Source organism: Nocardia sp. NPDC051900 (assembly GCF_044452545.1).
Taxonomy (GTDB): domain Bacteria; phylum Actinomycetota; class Actinomycetes; order Mycobacteriales; family Mycobacteriaceae; genus Nocardia; species Nocardia sichangensis.
Genome location: NZ_JBITBU010000045.1, coordinates 1 through 15,138, shown reverse-complemented (window position 1 = coordinate 15,138; position 15,138 = coordinate 1). Strand labels below are relative to the sequence as shown.

Annotated in this window: 13 protein-coding genes and 1 tRNA gene; 7 read left to right on the top strand and 7 right to left on the bottom strand. The window is 68.3% G+C overall.

Going from position 1 to position 15,138, the window contains the following annotated elements:
* Positions 1 to 775 precede the first annotated feature (775 nt).
* The 4 genes from ACIA5H_RS36805 to ACIA5H_RS36790 form a co-directional block, all read right to left on the bottom strand.
* A tRNA-Arg gene (locus tag ACIA5H_RS36805) sits at positions 776 to 848 on the bottom strand.
* 94 nt (positions 849 to 942) lie between these two features.
* Positions 943 to 1,785: a DUF1542 domain-containing protein gene (locus ACIA5H_RS36800; RefSeq protein WP_397080900.1), complete on the bottom strand. Its 843-nt coding sequence runs from the start codon at positions 1,783 to 1,785 to the stop codon at positions 943 to 945.
* A 74-nt stretch (positions 1,786 to 1,859) separates the two neighbouring features.
* Positions 1,860 to 3,332, bottom strand: a complete 1,473-nt coding sequence (locus tag ACIA5H_RS36795) for a flavin-containing monooxygenase (RefSeq protein WP_397080898.1) — start codon at positions 3,330 to 3,332, stop codon at positions 1,860 to 1,862.
* 79 nt (positions 3,333 to 3,411) lie between these two features.
* Complete coding sequence (locus tag ACIA5H_RS36790; RefSeq protein ID WP_397080896.1) at positions 3,412 to 4,554, bottom strand: acyl-CoA dehydrogenase family protein; 1,143 nt, start codon at positions 4,552 to 4,554, stop codon at positions 3,412 to 3,414.
* A gap of 527 nt (positions 4,555 to 5,081) precedes the next feature.
* On the opposite strand from ACIA5H_RS36790, the gene ACIA5H_RS36785 reads away from it, so the two are divergent.
* The 4 genes from ACIA5H_RS36785 (at position 5,082) to ACIA5H_RS36770 (ending at position 8,868) form a co-directional block, all read left to right on the top strand.
* The gene (locus ACIA5H_RS36785; RefSeq protein WP_397080894.1) at positions 5,082 to 5,474 is read left to right on the top strand and encodes an ArsR/SmtB family transcription factor; all 393 of its coding nucleotides are present in this window, start codon (positions 5,082 to 5,084) and stop codon (positions 5,472 to 5,474) included.
* Positions 5,471 to 6,502: a cation diffusion facilitator family transporter gene (locus ACIA5H_RS36780; protein ID WP_397080892.1), complete on the top strand. Its 1,032-nt coding sequence runs from the start codon at positions 5,471 to 5,473 to the stop codon at positions 6,500 to 6,502. Before ACIA5H_RS36785 ends, ACIA5H_RS36780 begins: the two co-directional genes overlap by 4 nt.
* Before the next feature lie 132 nt (positions 6,503 to 6,634).
* The gene (locus ACIA5H_RS36775) at positions 6,635 to 7,237 is read left to right on the top strand and encodes a serine hydrolase (RefSeq protein WP_397080890.1); all 603 of its coding nucleotides are present in this window, start codon (positions 6,635 to 6,637) and stop codon (positions 7,235 to 7,237) included.
* Positions 7,231 to 8,868: a long-chain fatty acid--CoA ligase gene (locus tag ACIA5H_RS36770; protein WP_397080888.1), complete on the top strand. Its 1,638-nt coding sequence runs from the start codon at positions 7,231 to 7,233 to the stop codon at positions 8,866 to 8,868. Before ACIA5H_RS36775 ends, ACIA5H_RS36770 begins: the two co-directional genes overlap by 7 nt.
* Positions 8,869 to 8,884: 16 nt before the next feature.
* Here the strand turns inward: ACIA5H_RS36770 and ACIA5H_RS36765 are convergent, their stop codons facing one another.
* The 3 genes from ACIA5H_RS36765 to ACIA5H_RS36755 all read right to left on the bottom strand — a co-directional run bounded on the left by ACIA5H_RS36765 (position 8,885) and on the right by ACIA5H_RS36755 (position 11,060).
* Positions 8,885 to 9,433 carry an HD domain-containing protein gene (locus tag ACIA5H_RS36765; RefSeq protein ID WP_397080886.1) on the bottom strand — a complete coding sequence of 183 codons (549 nt, stop codon included), beginning with the start codon at positions 9,431 to 9,433 and terminating at the stop codon, positions 8,885 to 8,887.
* Between the two features lie 125 nt (positions 9,434 to 9,558).
* Positions 9,559 to 9,951, bottom strand: coding sequence for an SCO5389 family protein (locus tag ACIA5H_RS36760; RefSeq protein WP_355081478.1), 393 nt, complete (start codon positions 9,949 to 9,951; stop codon positions 9,559 to 9,561).
* Positions 9,952 to 10,013: 62 nt separating this feature from the next.
* Positions 10,014 to 11,060 carry a nitronate monooxygenase gene (locus ACIA5H_RS36755; RefSeq protein WP_397080884.1) on the bottom strand — a complete coding sequence of 349 codons (1,047 nt, stop codon included), beginning with the start codon at positions 11,058 to 11,060 and terminating at the stop codon, positions 10,014 to 10,016.
* Positions 11,061 to 11,266: 206 nt separating this feature from the next.
* Between ACIA5H_RS36755 and ACIA5H_RS36750 the strand changes: the two genes are divergently transcribed.
* The 3 genes from ACIA5H_RS36750 to ACIA5H_RS36740 all read left to right on the top strand — a co-directional run.
* Positions 11,267 to 12,142, top strand: coding sequence for a M23 family metallopeptidase (locus ACIA5H_RS36750; protein WP_379256369.1), 876 nt, complete (start codon positions 11,267 to 11,269; stop codon positions 12,140 to 12,142).
* A gap of 143 nt (positions 12,143 to 12,285) precedes the next feature.
* Positions 12,286 to 13,269 carry a DNA-binding response regulator gene (locus tag ACIA5H_RS36745; RefSeq protein WP_379256371.1) on the top strand — a complete coding sequence of 328 codons (984 nt, stop codon included), beginning with the start codon at positions 12,286 to 12,288 and terminating at the stop codon, positions 13,267 to 13,269.
* Between the two features lie 292 nt (positions 13,270 to 13,561).
* A partial coding sequence (locus tag ACIA5H_RS36740) for an amino acid adenylation domain-containing protein (RefSeq protein WP_397080881.1) occupies positions 13,562 to 15,138 on the top strand: 1,577 nt, incomplete at its 3' end.

Sequence of the window (15,138 nt, the reverse complement as noted above, 5' to 3'; positions counted from 1 at the left end):
GTCGGCCGGAAAAGCAGTTTCGTAGATCTTCTCCGCCGCACTCCAGTTGACGGTGTCCCCGCAGGTCGGCCCGATGCACGACAGCACTTCTCCGATGCCCGCCATGGCGGGCTGATCCTCGCTCACGCTCGAGTTCCCATCGAGTCGGTGCCCCCACCATGTTGTGGCATTGTTTGTCCTCCAGGCTGTGCATCTCTCGTCGGGGCTCGCCATATCCGCCCGGTTTCGGCGATGCTACTGCACCCCTCAGACCTATCCGTCGACGCGAATGGAACGGATCGTCCTGTGTCTGAGAGCTTTCCAGTTCCGTGCGTGAGTCGCTACGGCTGGCCCGGCCGATCGCGAGCGTTCGGCCGCTGTGGCTCCCAGAATCTCGAACGACAGAAGCGGGTTTTGCGCCACGGCCTGGCCGCTGTTTTCATCCATCGGAAGCCAACGCCACCCGGTCAGCCCCGAGTGAACGCACGCTGATGCCGCTGAGCGGGCGATCAGTGGCGGTTGAGAGCGCAGGTGAGTAGAGCTGGAAGCGGCTCGATGTCGTTGTTTGTAACAAGTCCGGTGAAGCGGGCGTTCGTGATGAGAGGGGGCGGCGTGTGACGCGCTCCTGTCGGTCGGCCCGGTTGCCCGGCGCGGATGGTCGCATTTACTCGGTGTGCGTTCCGATGTTCGAATGTGCCCTACTAGGGTCGCGTCTGACCTGGGGCATTTTCAATGCAGCCATTCGGGGATGTTCCGGAAAATCCGCTTGACCTGCGGAAACGCTGTCGCAGGTTTGTGCCCTCGGCAGGATTCGAACCTGCGACACCCGCTTTAGGAGAGCGGTGCTCTATCCCCTGAGCTACGAAGGCTGGGTGGGCTCGAGGCCCGCCCGGGACGTTCGCAGTCTACCGGGTAACGGGCTCGGAGGCCGCATCGCTGTCGTATGGGCGTTGGTGGACGGGATCAGAAGCCCCCGTCGAATCCTCCGCCGTCGAACCCTCCTCCGTCGAACCCGCCGTCGTCGTAGCCGCCGGAGTAGTCCCCGCCCTGGTCGTACCCGCCGGGGTAGTCGCCGCCTTGGTCGTAGCCCCCGGAGTAGTCCCCGCCCTGGCCGCCGTCCCCGCCTTGGCCGTCGTCCGCGGCCAGTCCGTCTTGGAACCCTTCGCCGTAGCCGCTCTCGAAGCCGTGCGCGTCGTAGCCCACTCCGGACATCCCGGAGAACAGGGAGGTGAACAGCAGGGCCGAGCCGAGGCCCCAGGCGCCTGCGACCATGGCGGGTTTCCACCAGGGTTCGGAGTACCAACCAGCGGGTACCGGTCGTCCGGCCACTCGGCCGCCGGGGTAGTAGTTCGGTGTCGATGACGAGGGTTCGGGGGCGGCCTTGATCTGCCTGCCCTCGTACTCGACGATGCGCTTCTCGGTCACCTGCCCCGCGGCGTCCTGGCCGTCGAGTCCGGGGATCGCGGGGCCCGGGTCCATGTTCATCGCGGTCCGTGCGGCCTTGATGTAGTAGAGCCCTTCCAGCGCGGTCTGCTTCGCCAGCCGTGCCTGCGTGGGCGTGCGGGCCTGGTCGAGTTGCGCGCCGGCCGCGAGATGCCGCTCGGAGGCGTCGGCGAGTGCCTGGACGGCGGCGTCGTTGCTGCCGGAGAGGCTGTAGACCTGGCCGCCGAGCCGTTCGTTCACTTGCCTGGCGTCGGCGAGAGCGTCGGCCAACTCGGTAGCTTTACGCTGTTCGCTCTGTTGTGACTGCCAAATCAGCAAGACGATCAGCGCGCCGAGTATCAAGGCGATAAGCAGCCAAAACATGGGCACCTCTTCCGCGGGATCTCGGACAAGGCCAGTTTACTGTCGGCTTGCTGAGGTCTCACTGAGTGTGCGGGTCACGGCGTCGCGGCGGGTGCTTGCGCCTCGTCGTAGTCGGCGGGGTCGAAAGTCTTGGTCTTCCAGCGGTACAGCAGGGTCGCGCCGGGCCAGTTGTTGGTGATCCGGCCGGAGGCGTTGCGGTACCAGCTGGAGCAGAAGTTCCAGGGGGTGTCTTTCAAGCGCTTCTGCAACCAGTCGTCCCAGCGCTGCTCGGCGGCGGGGCGGGCGGCGAGGTAGCGGCCGGGACGATCGGTCAGGTACTGCACGACCTGGCGGATGTAGCGGGCCTGGGATTCGAGCATGTAGATGATGGAGCCGGAGCCGACGTTGGTGTTCGGGCCGTACATCATGAACAGGTTGGGGAACTGGGGCACCGAGAGTCCGAGGTAGGCGCGGGCGCCTTCGTCGCCCCAGACGTCGGCCAGTTTGCGCCCGCCGAGGCCGTAGATGTTCATCGGGGCAAGGAACTCGGTGCCCTTGAAGCCGGTACCGAAGATGATGACGTCCACGTCGTGCTCGACGCCGTCGGCGGTGCGGATTCCGGTCGGCGTGATCGACTCGATGGCAGTGGTCTCCACGGTGACGTTCGGCTGCGCCAGCGCGGGGAAGTACTCGTTGGAAAACAGTCCGCGCTTGCACCCCGCCGCGTAATCGGGAGTCAGTTTCCCGCGCAGTTCGGCGTCGGGCACCTGCTTTTCCCGGTGCCGGTCGGCCAATGCGATCACGGGGGTCTTGATCGCCGGGATGTCGGTCAGGCCGAGGGCGAGCGCCTCGAAGAAGGACCAGATGGCGAAGCGCTCGGCGAGGCGGCTGGGCGGAAAGTATTTGAACAGTGCGTGATGCAGAGCGCTGTACTCGACGTCGGCCTTCGGCAGCACCCAGGCGGCGGAGCGCTGGAACAGCGTGAGGTGACCCGCCGTCGGCTGAATGCGCGGGATGTATTGGATCGCGCTGGCCCCGGTGCCGATGCAGGCGATCCGCTTGCCGGTCAGGTCGATGTCGTGATCCCATTCGGCGGAGTGGAACGCCGGACCGGTGAAGGTTTCGATGCCAGGGATGTTCGGCAGGGCCGGGCGCGAGAGCTGGCCGACCGCCGGGACGAGGATGTCGGCGGTCAGTTGCGTTCCGTCGGCCGTGCGGACGGTCCACTGGCCGGTGCGCTCGTCGAACTCCGCGTCGGTGACCTCGGTGCCGAAACGGATGAAGCGTCGCAGGCCGTGCCGGTCGGCGACGCCCTGCATGTACTCGTGGATGTCGCGTTGTTCGGAGAAACGCCGTGGCCAGTCGGACTTCGGCTCGTAGGACCACGAGTACAGCGGGGAAGGCACGTCGCAGGCCGCGCCGGGATAGGTGTTCTCCCGCCAGACGCCGCCGAGATCGGTGGCGCGCTCCAGAATCGTGAAGGTGTCCAGCCCGGCCCGCCGCAGCTCCAGCGCGATGCCGAGCCCACCGAATCCGGCGCCGATGATGATGATGGACGGCGTCGTCATCCATACAGGGTACGAGCCGGTATCCGCAGGTCCGAAGACATCCGCGGTCATCCAATCGGCATTTCCGGCCAGCGGGGCGTCAGTTCCCGGCGAGCTGGCGTGCGATGACCAGACGCTGAATCTGGTTGGTGCCCTCGAAGATCTGCATGACCTTGGCTTCGCGCATGTAGCGCTCGACCGGGAAATCCTGGGTATAGCCGTAGCCGCCGAACACCTGGACCGCGTCGGTGGTGACCTTCATGGCGGCGTCGGTGGCGACGAGCTTGGCCACGCTGGCCTGGCGCGAGTACGGCAGGCCCGCGTCGCGGCGGCGGGCGGCGTCGAGGTAGGTGGCGCGTGCGGAGTCCACGGCGGCGGCCATGTCGGCGAGCACGAAACCGAGCCCCTGGTGGTCGATGATGTGGCGGCCGAACGCCTCACGTTCCTTGGCGTACGAGACGGCCTCGTCGAGGGCGCGCTGCGCCAGGCCGGTGGCGACCGCGGCGATGCCGAGACGGCCGGAATCCAAGGCGCTGAAGGCGATCGAGAGTCCCTGTCCCTCGGCGCCGACGCGACGTTCGGCGGGCAGGAACGCGTCGTCATAGGCGGCGGTGGTGGTCGGCACGGCGCGCAAGCCCATCTTCTCCTCGGGCTTGCCGAAGCTGAGCCCCTCGGTATCACTGGGGACCAGGAAGCAGGAGATGCCGCGGGAACCTTCGCCGGTGCGGGCGAAGAGGGTGTAGAAGTCGGCGCGTCCACCGTTGGTGATCCAGGCTTTGGCGCCGGTGATCCGGTAGCCGCCCGCCACGGGGGTGGCGCGGCAGCGCAGCGCGGCCGCGTCGGAACCGGCGTGCGGCTCGGACAGGCTGTAGGCGCCGATGGTCTCGCCGGAGAGCATGTCGGCCAGCCAGCGTTCCTTCTGTTCCTCGGTGCCGAAGGCGAACAACGGATGGCAGGACAGGCTGTGCACGCTGACGGCCACGGCGACGGCGGCCCACCGGGCGGCGAGTTCCTCGAGCACCTGGAGGTACACCTCGTAGGGCTGCGCGCCGCCGCCGTATTCCTCCGGATACGGCAGGCTGAGCAGCCCTGCGGCGCCCAGCGCGGGGAAGACGCCATCGGGGAAGATCCCGGTCTTCTCGCACTCGGCCACGCGCGGTTCGAGCACCTTGTCGGCGATGTCGCGGGTCAGCTCCAGCAGGTCCCTGGCCTCGGAGGTGGGCAGCATTCGGTCCACTGGCATGTCGTCTACTCCACGGTCGCTCGGTGCGTCTCTCGTGATTCACAGTAACCGGGCGTGTCCGGCGGCTCCTTCACGTCGGCGGGCGGTCGCCGGCGAATCCCGGGTGCGGCACGGCGGGACATTCCGGTCCGGACACGATTGCGGCGGATACGACGAGTTCGGTGCAGAATGTTCCGACCGGAGCGGCACCTGGTGGCCGAGTGCGAACTGTTGCAGGACGCTCTTTCTGCACGTGCAGTTGTGTGTACAGGTGCGCGTGAACGTCGCTGCGACGCCGGGGTATTCGTGCTGGTAACCGTCGTTGTGCGCGAAGCATGTCCACATCGCGGGAAGGGCGTGCCGATCGGTTTGTCTCAGTCGGGTGATATCGCTTCGCTCGCCTGGCGCACCGACGCCACACTCGACTAAGACAGAAGACTGTCGGGATCCGGGGTCGACCGGTGTGTCGGCGGCAACGCAGGGGGTGCCGCCGCCACATCGGCCCGGAGCGCTGGTGTCGGCGGCTTCGTCTGTTCTAATATCTGCGTATGAATGCAGATAACCAGGAATTGCGGCCGCGTCTCGCGGAGGATCAGGTCGGACTGGTTGTCGAGGTGTTCCGCATGCTCGCCGACCCCACCCGCGTGCAAGTGCTCTGGGCGCTGGTCGACCGCGAGCTGTCGGTGAACGACCTGGCCGGACAGGTCGGCAAGCCGGCGCCTTCGGTGTCCCAGCATCTGGCCAAATTGCGCATGGCGCGGTTGGTGAACACCCGCCGATCGGGGACGACGATCTTCTATCGCCTGGAGAACGAGCACGTCCGGCAACTGGTGGTGGACGCGGTGTACAACGCCGAGCACGCGGGCCCAGGCGTTCCCGCGCATCATCGTGGCGCGAGCGCGCTGCGTGAACTCCCCGGCCGAGACGAGGCGAGCGCATGACCCATCGGCACCATCACCCCCACGACGACGGACATCATCATCACCGGCATCCTTCGGGACCGTTCGCTGTGCTGCGGGAGATCTTCGTCCCGCACAGCCACGACGCCGCCGACAGCATGGATGACGCGCTGGAGGCCAGCGCGATCGGCATCCGGGCGGTCAAGATCAGCCTGGTCGTGCTCGGATGCACCGCGGTGCTGCAACTGGGCATCGTCGCCGTGTCCGGCTCGGTGGCGCTGGCCGCGGATACCGTGCACAACTTCTCCGACGCGCTGACCGCGGTTCCGCTGTGGATCGCGTTCGCCCTCGGCCGCAAGGCCGCGACCCGGCGCTACACCTACGGCTTCGGCCGGGCGGAGGACCTGGCCGGGCTGTTCGTCGTCGCGATGATCGCCTTGTCGGCGCTGATCGCCGGATACGAGGCGGTGCGCAGGTTGCTCCATCAGGTGCCGATCGAGCATCTGGGCTGGGTCGCCGCGGCCGGGTTGGTCGGGTTCCTCGGCAACGAGACGGTCGCGCTGTACCGGATCCGCGTCGGCCGGCGGATCGGCTCGGCGGCGCTGGTCGCCGACGGCTTGCACGCGCGCACCGACGGTTTCACCTCGCTGGCCGTGCTGCTCGGCGCGGGCGGAGTGGCACTCGGCTTCCCCCTCGCGGATCCGATCGTCGGGTTGCTCATCACCGCGGCGATCCTCGCGGTGCTGCGAACCGCGGCACGCGACGTGTTGCGCCGCTTGATGGACGCCGTCGAGCCCGGGATGGTCACCGCGGCCGAGCGGGCGCTGGCCGCCGAGCCCGGCGTGCAGGGAGTGCGCAGCCTGCGCATGCGGTGGATCGGTCACCGGCTGCACGCCGACGTCGAGTTGGACGTCGCCCCGACGATCACGCTCGCGGACGCGCACCGCGTCGCGCACGAGGCTCAGCACGCCCTCACCCATGTGGTGCCCAAGCTGGACACCGCTGTGGTGCACGCCTATCCGGCGCATACCGAAGTCGCGGTCTCCGGGCCGGGTCGGGCACCGAGCTGACCAGCGCAAACTGATGGCGTATGCCGTCGGATGGATGGTCGCGGTTCTTGCTCCGCGGCCCCTGCCCACAGCGGCCTACCGTTGGGTAGCATCCCCGGTGTGATGTGGCTCATGGTCGATGCGTGCTGAACCATGACGCCGCGTGTACCGACTCTCCCTGAGCTGCCCGACCTGGGTCTACGCAGTCGCAAGCCGGAATATTTCGACATCGTCGCGTCGATTGGCGCGGAAGTGGATCCGCCCGAAGCCGGTCTTGCCCGCGACTATGCGGAGTATCTATGGCAGCGCGTGCGACCGGTTTATCGCAGCGGTGCGCACCCGGCCATCCAGTTGTGCGTGCGACGGTCCGAGCGAGTCGTTGTCGACCGGGCGCTGGGCCACGCGGACGGCGACGGCACCGACGCGCCGAATGTGCCGGTCGACATGACCACGCCGTTCGTCACCTACTCCGCGTCCGAGTGCGTCACGGCATTCGCCGAGCGCCTGCGCACCGAGCGCGAACTGCTGGAACCGCACGCGCCGATCGGCCGCCGCATCCCCGAATACGTCCGCCACGGCAAGGAATCCAGCACGATCGGGCAGGTGCTCGCGCATCGGTCCGGCGTGGCGAACCCGCCGGGGGAGGCGCTCACCGCCGTGGACCCGGGAACTGCTGGTACGGAACCCGATGGTGGCCGAGACCGATGTGGCTTTCTGTGGGGAAGTCATCGATGGAAGAAGGAGTTGCGATGTTGAGCACTATGCAGGACGAGCCGTTGTCGTTGGCGACGTTGCTGCGCTACGCATCGACGTTCGCTGGGGATTCGACTGTGTCGACGTGGACCGGTACCGGCGTGCGCACCATGACCTATCGTGAGGTAGGCGCGGAGTCGGCGCGGTTGGCGAACGCGTTGGGTGGGCTGGGTATCGGGGTGGGTGATCGGGTGGGCACGTTCATGTGGAACAACAACGAGCACCTGGTGGCCTATATCGCGGTGCCCGCGATGGGTGCGGTGCTGCACGCGTTGAACATCCGGTTGTTCCCCGAGCAGGTGGTGTATGTGGCCAACCACGCCGAGGATCAGGTGGTGTTGGTGGACGGCAGCCTGGTGCCGTTGTTCGGGCAGATCCTGCCGCACCTGACGACGGTGCGCCACGTGATCGTGGTCAACGGTGACGCGGCGACGTTGACCGCGCCCGAGGGTGTGCAGGTGCACTCCTACACCGAGTTGCTGGGTGCGCAGCCGGAGGTCTACGAGTTCCCGGTGATCGACGAGCGCGCGGCCGCGGCGATGTGCTACACCTCCGGTACCACGGGGGATCCGAAGGGTGTGGTGTATTCGCATCGGTCGAACTGGCTGCACGCGATGCAGGTGGCGGCGAACAACGGGATGGGTTTGCACGGCACCGATTCGATTCTGGCGATCGTGCCGTTGTTCCACGCGAACGCGTGGGGTCTGCCGTATGCGGCGTTGATGGCGGGGGCGAATCTGTTGATGCCCGACCGGTTCCTGCAGCCGGGGCCGTTGTTGGAGGTGATGGCCGCGCAGAAGCCGACCTTCGCCGCGGCGGTGCCGACGATTTGGGGTGGGGTGCTGGCCGGGTTGGCGGCGAACCCGCAGGACATCACGCATCTGCGTGCGGTGGTGGTGGGTGGTTCGGCGGTGCCGCCGTCGATGATGCGCACCTTCGAGGACAAGCATGGTGTGCGGGTGCTGCATGCGTGGGGGATGACCGAGACCTCGCCGTTGGGTAGTGTGGCGCATCCGCCGGCGACCGCGGTCACCGACGAGGAGAAGTGGGCGTATCGGGTGACTCAGGGTCGTTTCCCGGCCGGGGTGCGGGCGCGTCTGGTCGGTGATGAGGGTGTGGTCCCCAACGACGGGGTGGCGTTGGGGGAGTTGCAGGTGCGCGGTCCGTGGATCACCGGGTCGTATTATTCGCCCGACGGCACGGTGATCGATCCGGAGAAGTTCGACGACGGGTGGTTGCGGACCGGGGATGTCGGCAAGATCAGTCCCGATGGTTATCTCACGCTGGTGGACCGCTCGAAGGATGTGATCAAGTCCGGGGGTGAGTGGATCTCGTCGGTGGATCTGGAGAACGCGGTGATCGCGCATCCGGCGGTCGCCGAGGCCGCGGTGATCGGTGTGCCGGACCAGAAGTGGGACGAGCGTCCGTTGGTGGCGATCGTGCTGGCCGAGGGTGCCGAAGCCAAACCCGAAGAACTGCGGGAGTTCTTGGCCGACAAGTTCGCCAAATGGCAGCTGCCCGAACGGTGGACGTTCATCGCCGAGGTCCCCAAGACCAGTGTGGGCAAGTTCGACAAGAAGCGGCTGCGCGCCCAGTACGCCGACGGCGATCTGGAGGTCACCACCCTGTCCTGACCCCTGCTGCCCCGCGTCACCACTTCAGCATCGGCAGTGGTGACGCGGGGTGACTACGCAACCGCCGCGCGACCAGGGAGACGAGCTTGCGGTGGAAGCCGTGGTTCGGATAGCGCTTCGCCAGCTCACGGTAGGTTCCGCGCGAGATGCCGAACCGGCCGAGCAAGCCGAGTTCGACGTCGATCGCGTCGGCGCGCCGGAAGATCTCGACCGGGTCGTGCGGTGGGCCCGCCGGGCGGATCTTGTGATGCTGGTCGATCATCGCCACCACCAGTCCGGTCAGGTCGTCGCGGTCGATGCTCGCCAGCCAGGCGCGCGCCTGGTCGCACGAGGGCGCGAGGTAGTCGAAGCTGCCCGCCGACCAGATGCCGATGTCGTGCAGCACGGCCGCGGTCAGGAACTCCTCACGGGCGCTCGGCGGGGTTTGCCGGTCGTCGGCCAGCAGATCGCACAACGTGAGCACCCGCAGCACATGATTGGTGTAGGCGGCGCGGTCCGCCCCGAGCTGTTGGCGCCACGGCGCGAGCCGGGCCTCGACCTCATCGCGAAGATCGTTGCTGCTCATGGCGGTTGACCCTACGCGCAGCCGTCCGTGACGGGCGGCGGCGACGCGCGGGCACGGCGCCGCATACGCGAGAACACCCGGCGCGGGCGAAACGGTTTGCCGCGCCGGGTGTTCGATTCGGTGGATCAGCAGTTGCGCAGTTCCGGGCTCTGGTTGAGCAGCTGGGCCCGGGTGCCGATGAACGTGGTGTAGGTCTCGCCGCCGACCGAGGAGAGCGGGAACGCCGCGACCCGGTGGCAGTTCTGGAAGGCGAGCTTCACGCCGAAGTGCCGCTCCAGCCCACCGCGAATCGCGTCGGAAGCCATGGCGCGCAGCAGTTGCCCGCGCGCCACCTCGTCGGGCGGCGCGATCGTGTTGTCGGCGAATTCCGCCGTCCCGGAACGCAGCTCACCGGCTACGCGGCTGACCACTTCCCAGGCGTAGGGCAGCGAATTGCGTACGACCTCGACGAAGTCGGCGTCGTCGACCTCGCCGCGTTCGGCGCGTTCGAGTACTGCGGTGGGGACATCAAGGGACATGGCGCTCTCCTCCAGTGCTGAACGTCGATGCGATGCCACTGAAGTCTAAACGAAAGTCGTTGTCAATAATGCTGGATTCGGCGCGAAAGTGCCTTTTCCAGTGCGGCTTTCGTGTCGGCGGCCAGGGTCGAGACCAGTTCGCCCGCGGGTAGCTCCGGTGTCAGCTCATGGGTTTGGCCCGCCCAGAGGTTGACCTCCTCGGGGTTGCCCGCCGCCCGCGCCTCGGCTCGCAGCGGGGCGGTGGCGTAGTGGATCTCCGGGTATCCGGTCGGCGCGGTAGCGGTGTGCCGCACCAGGAAGCGGTTGCGCAAGCCGCGTGCCCTGCGTCCGGTGAAGGCGCGGGTGAGCATCGTCGGGGTGTCGGCGGTCAGCGCGGCGCGGTGCACCTGACTGGTGCCCGCCTCGGGGCAGCGCAGGAACGCCGTGCCCAGTTGCGCGGCCGTGGCGCCCGCCGCGAGCGCGGCGGCGATGCCCGCGCCGGTCGTGAGGCCGCCGGTGGCCACCAGCGGCAGGTCGGTGGCGGCGGAGAGCAATTGCAGCAGCGCCAGCAGCCCGAGTGGGTCGGTGACGTCGTCGGCGGGCCGATCGGTGAACGTCGCGCGGTGCCCGCCCGCCTCCGCGCCTTGGGCGATGAGCACGTCGGCGCCTGCCTCGACGGCGAAGCGCGCCTCGGCGACCGAGGTGACGGTGACCCAGGCTTCGGAACCGGCGGCATGCAGCCGTTCGATGTCCGCGGCACTCGGGCAGCCGAAGGTGAACGACACGGCCGCGACCGGGTCGGCGACGAGCAGGTCGAGTTTGGCGTCCCAGTCGTCGGTGTCGAAGCGCGGATCTCCCAGCTGGTGTTCGGCGCCGAGTTCGGCCAGATAGTCCGCCAGATCTGCGGGAGGAGTCGGCGGGCCTGGCACGAAGAGGTTCACGCCGAACGGCTTGCCGGTGGCCGCGCGAGTCGCCGCGATCCGCGCCGCGGTGTCGGCGGCGCTCAGATAACCGGCGGCCAGCTGGCCGAAACCGCCCGCTTCGGCCACGGCGGCGGTCAGCTCGGGGGTGGAGGGGCCGCCCGCCATGGGGGCGAGCGCGATCGGAACGTCCAATTGGTCGAGGATCACGGTTCGATTGTCGCGTATCTGGACATGTGACCCGGGCCTCACCAGCGTTTTTCCGCTGGAAGGTTGCGGAATGGTCACGACGCGGTAGAGTTCCCGTCACGACGGATGCCAAACCGTTATCCGCCCGGCTTTACCGGATCGTTATCGAACCGGTTCCGCTAGGGCTCCGGCATCCCGGACCCTGTTGTACGACCGAGGATTCAGCTTTGTCGCAGCACCGTGTAGGCCCCAGTTCCATTACCGTCCAGAGCCTCCTCGGCGACGGCGGCGAATCGGGCCGTCCGACGCGGCACCGCGCCGAGCCGTCCGCCACCGAACGAGTCAAGGCCGCCGCCACCGCGGCGGTTGCCGCGGGCGCCTTGATCGGCGCTGCCAGCCAGGTCGCTCCCGCGCTCGCTTACGCGTCGCCGCTGCTGCCCGGTTCGCACGATGCCGACGAGGAGACGCAGGCCGCGCCCTCCACCGTGAAGGGTACGAGCATCCTTCCGATCGTCGAGGCGAAGGCCGCCGCCGAGCCGGTCGCGCAGGCCGCGCCGGAGCCCGCCGCGGTCGCAGGCCAGATCGCCGCGCCGGTCGCCGCGCCGTTCGGCATTCCCAATCTTCCCCCGGAGGTCATCGGTCCCTTGGCGCAGGCCGAGGAGGCTCTCAAGGGCGTGCAGCAGCAGGTCGCTCCGGCGCCCGCGGTGCGCCCGGTGGCCGGCGAGATCAGCTCCGGGTTCGGCAGCCGCTGGGGCGCCATGCATTACGGCCTCGACTTCGCCGACTCGCTGGGCGCGCCGATCCACTCGGTCAGCAACGGCACCGTCATCGAGGCGGGGCCCGCCTCCGGTTTCGGTCTGTGGGTGCGAATCCTGCAGGACGACGGCACCACCGCCGTCTACGGCCACGTGAACGAGATGTTCGTGCACGCGGGCCAGCGGGTGAACGCGGGCGACGTGATCGCCACCGTCGGCAACCGGGGCCAGTCCACCGGTCCGCATCTGCACCTGGAGATCTGGGACCAGTCGGGCGCCAAGATCGACCCGATGCCCTACTTGGCCGCCAAGGGAGTGCCCCTGGAGTGGGGCCCGTCGGCGCACTGACATTCCCTGTCCGGCTTGATATTCCGATCAGCGCACGGTTGCGCGCAGCGAAGCCTCCCGCGTCCCGGTGACGCGGGAGGCGGTTCGCGTCCTGGTCTCGTAGAGCTGCCCCACGGACACCGGTCGGTCGCTAGGCTCGGGCCGTGATCGAGCTGGGCGACATCTTCGAGCCTGGGTCACCGCACGGCCGCGCGTACGCCGTGCTGGTGCACCATCCGCGGTCGAGTCTCGCCGATATCGCGCATTACCTGGGCGTTTCGGAAGACCTCGCCGCGGCCACGCTGGATGTGTTGTGTGAATTGCACGCCGCGGTCCGCGTCGAGTCGCCCGACGGCGAACCGCTGTGGGACGCGCACGCGCCGGAATCGTTGTCCGAAGCCGAGGCTCGGCGCAGGCAGCAGGAGATCAACCAGATGCACGCCGCCGCAGCACGCTTGAGCGAGACGTTCCGCTCGGTGCGCCGCTCGCCGCGCGGCAACGGCGCGGTGGTGCCGGTGTACGAGCGGCTGGAGATGCTGGCGGATTTCGAGGAGATGCAGACCGGCGCGCGCAGCTGCGTCAAGCTGGTCGAGCGCGGGCCCTATCTGAGCGATCCCGAGCGCGAGCGCCAACTGTTCGAACTCAAACGGGCCAGGCTCGCCGACGGCATCCGCTACCAGACCTTGTATCAGGACACCGTCTATCAGGACCCCGAGCGCCTGCGGCACGCGCTGTCCACCAACGCGGGCGGTGCGCAGGCCAGAACCCTGCCCGAGCCGCCGCTCAAGTTGATCATCAGCGACGACGAGCGGGCCAGCCTGGTGCTGCACGCCGACGAACGCAGGCCCGACCCGATGGGTCTGCGCATCACCGGTTCCCCCACGCTCGAGTTGTTGATCAAGACCTTCGACGTGCTGTGGACGATGGCGGCGCCGATCTCGGTGAACCCGGCCGCGGAGGCGCTGGACGAACGCGACCGCGCGATCCTGACCCTGATGGGGCTCGGCGCGACCGATGACACCATCGCGCGGCGACTCGGGATGTCCCGGCGCACGGTGGTCCGCCGGACCGCACGGCTGCTGGAGCGCCTCGGGGCGAGCACCAGATTCCAGGCGGGGGTGCAGGCCACGCGGCGCGGATGGCTGTGACCAAGCTCACCGATTCGGGCACTAGTGCAACACGATGGCGTAAGTACCGATATAACGGCAGGGATCAGGCAAGACACCGATTCCAGGGGGGCGGATGGTGTCCTACGAGAGGACAGCACTCGACAAGGGGGATGCGGACCGTACCGACGGCATCCGCGGCAATCCAATACAGCGCGCGGGTTCAGTGGTCAGCCCCTTATATGATTGCTCGGTCCGCGCTGGCCCCGGATAACAAGCCCTGAGCAGGGTAGAGCCCGGGTCCTGGCTCGATCCGAGAGGTGAATGCACTCGAATGGAAACCGCCCGTCGCTCTGCTCGCGGTAGCCGTCGCCGCAGGTCGGGCAGTCCGCTTTTCGCGCAGCTGCTCACCGCCGCGGTCGAGTCCGCCGCCACCGAGGTCGCGATCCGGTTCAACCCCACGGGGAACCCGGCCGACGATCGGGAGCTCACCTACGCCGAGCTGGACGCGGCGTCCTCGCGGCTGGCCAGGGAGCTGATCGAGCGCGGTGTCGGGCCCGGCGACGTGGTCGCCATCGGAATCTCGCGCAGCGTGGAGTCGGTGCTCGCCGTCTGGGCCATCGCCAAGACCGGCGCGGCCTACGTGCCGGTGGATCCGACCTATCCCACCGACCGGATCAATCACATCGTCGCCGACTCCGGCGCCACGGTGGGTCTGACCACTTCGGCGCACCGCCCGGTGCTCGGCACCGGTGTGTACTGGATCGAACTGGACGACCCGGTGCAGGCCGCGCGCATCGCCGCGCGCCCGGAGCACCCCATCTCCTACACCGACCGGGTCCGTCCGCTCGACGAGCGGCACCCGGCCTATGTCATCTACACCTCCGGCTCCACCGGCAAGCCCAAGGGCGTCGTGGTCACCCACAGCGGTCTGGCGGGGCTGGTCGCCGCGGAGCGCGAGCACTACGGCGTGACGGAGGACTCGCGCGTTCTGCACGTCTGCTCGCCGAACTTCGACGTCTCGGTGCTGGAACTGCTGCTGGCCTTCTCCTCCGGCGCGACGCTGGTGATCGCGCCGCCGACGGTGTTCGGCGGTTTCGAGCTGGCGGATCTGCTGCGGCGCGAGCACGTCACGCACATGCTCATCACGCCGGGCGCCCTGGAATCGGTGGATCCGGCCGGACTGGACGACCTGCAGGCCGTGGTGGTGGCCGGTGACAAGTTCGGCCCGGAACTGGTCGGACGCTGGGCGGCCGAGCGCGAGTTCTACAACGGCTACGGGCCCACCGAGGCGACGATCCTGGCCACCAGCACGCCGCCGATGACGCCGGGCGAGCCCATCACGATCGGCACGGCCATCCCGGGCGTCGGCGCGTTCGTGCTGGACTCACGGCTGCGGCCGGTTCCTGCCGGGGTGGTCGGCGAGCTGTATCTGTCCGGTCCCGCGCTGGCGCAGGGCTACCTCAACCGGCCGGGCCTGACCGCGGAGCGATTCGTCGCCAGCCCGTTCGGCGCCGACAGCGGCAACCCGGCGGCGCGGCTGTACCGCACCGGTGATCTGGTGCGGCGCACCGAATCGGCCGGCCAGGACGGCGGCGTCATCGAATACCTGGGCCGCTCGGACTTCCAGGTGAAGATCCGCGGTTTCCGCATCGAACTCGGCGAGATCGACAACGCTCTCACCGGCCATCCGGATATCGACTTCGCGGCCACCCTGGGCAAGTCGCTGCCATCGGGTGCGACCGCACTGGTGTCGTACGTGCTGCCGCGCCCCGGCGCCGACGTGGACACCGACGCGCTCGTGGAGTACATCGGTGAGTCGTTGCCGGGGTACATGATTCCGGCGTCGATTGTGGTGTTGGATGAGATTCCGTTGACGCCGGTGGGGAAGTTGGATCGGGCGGCGTTGCC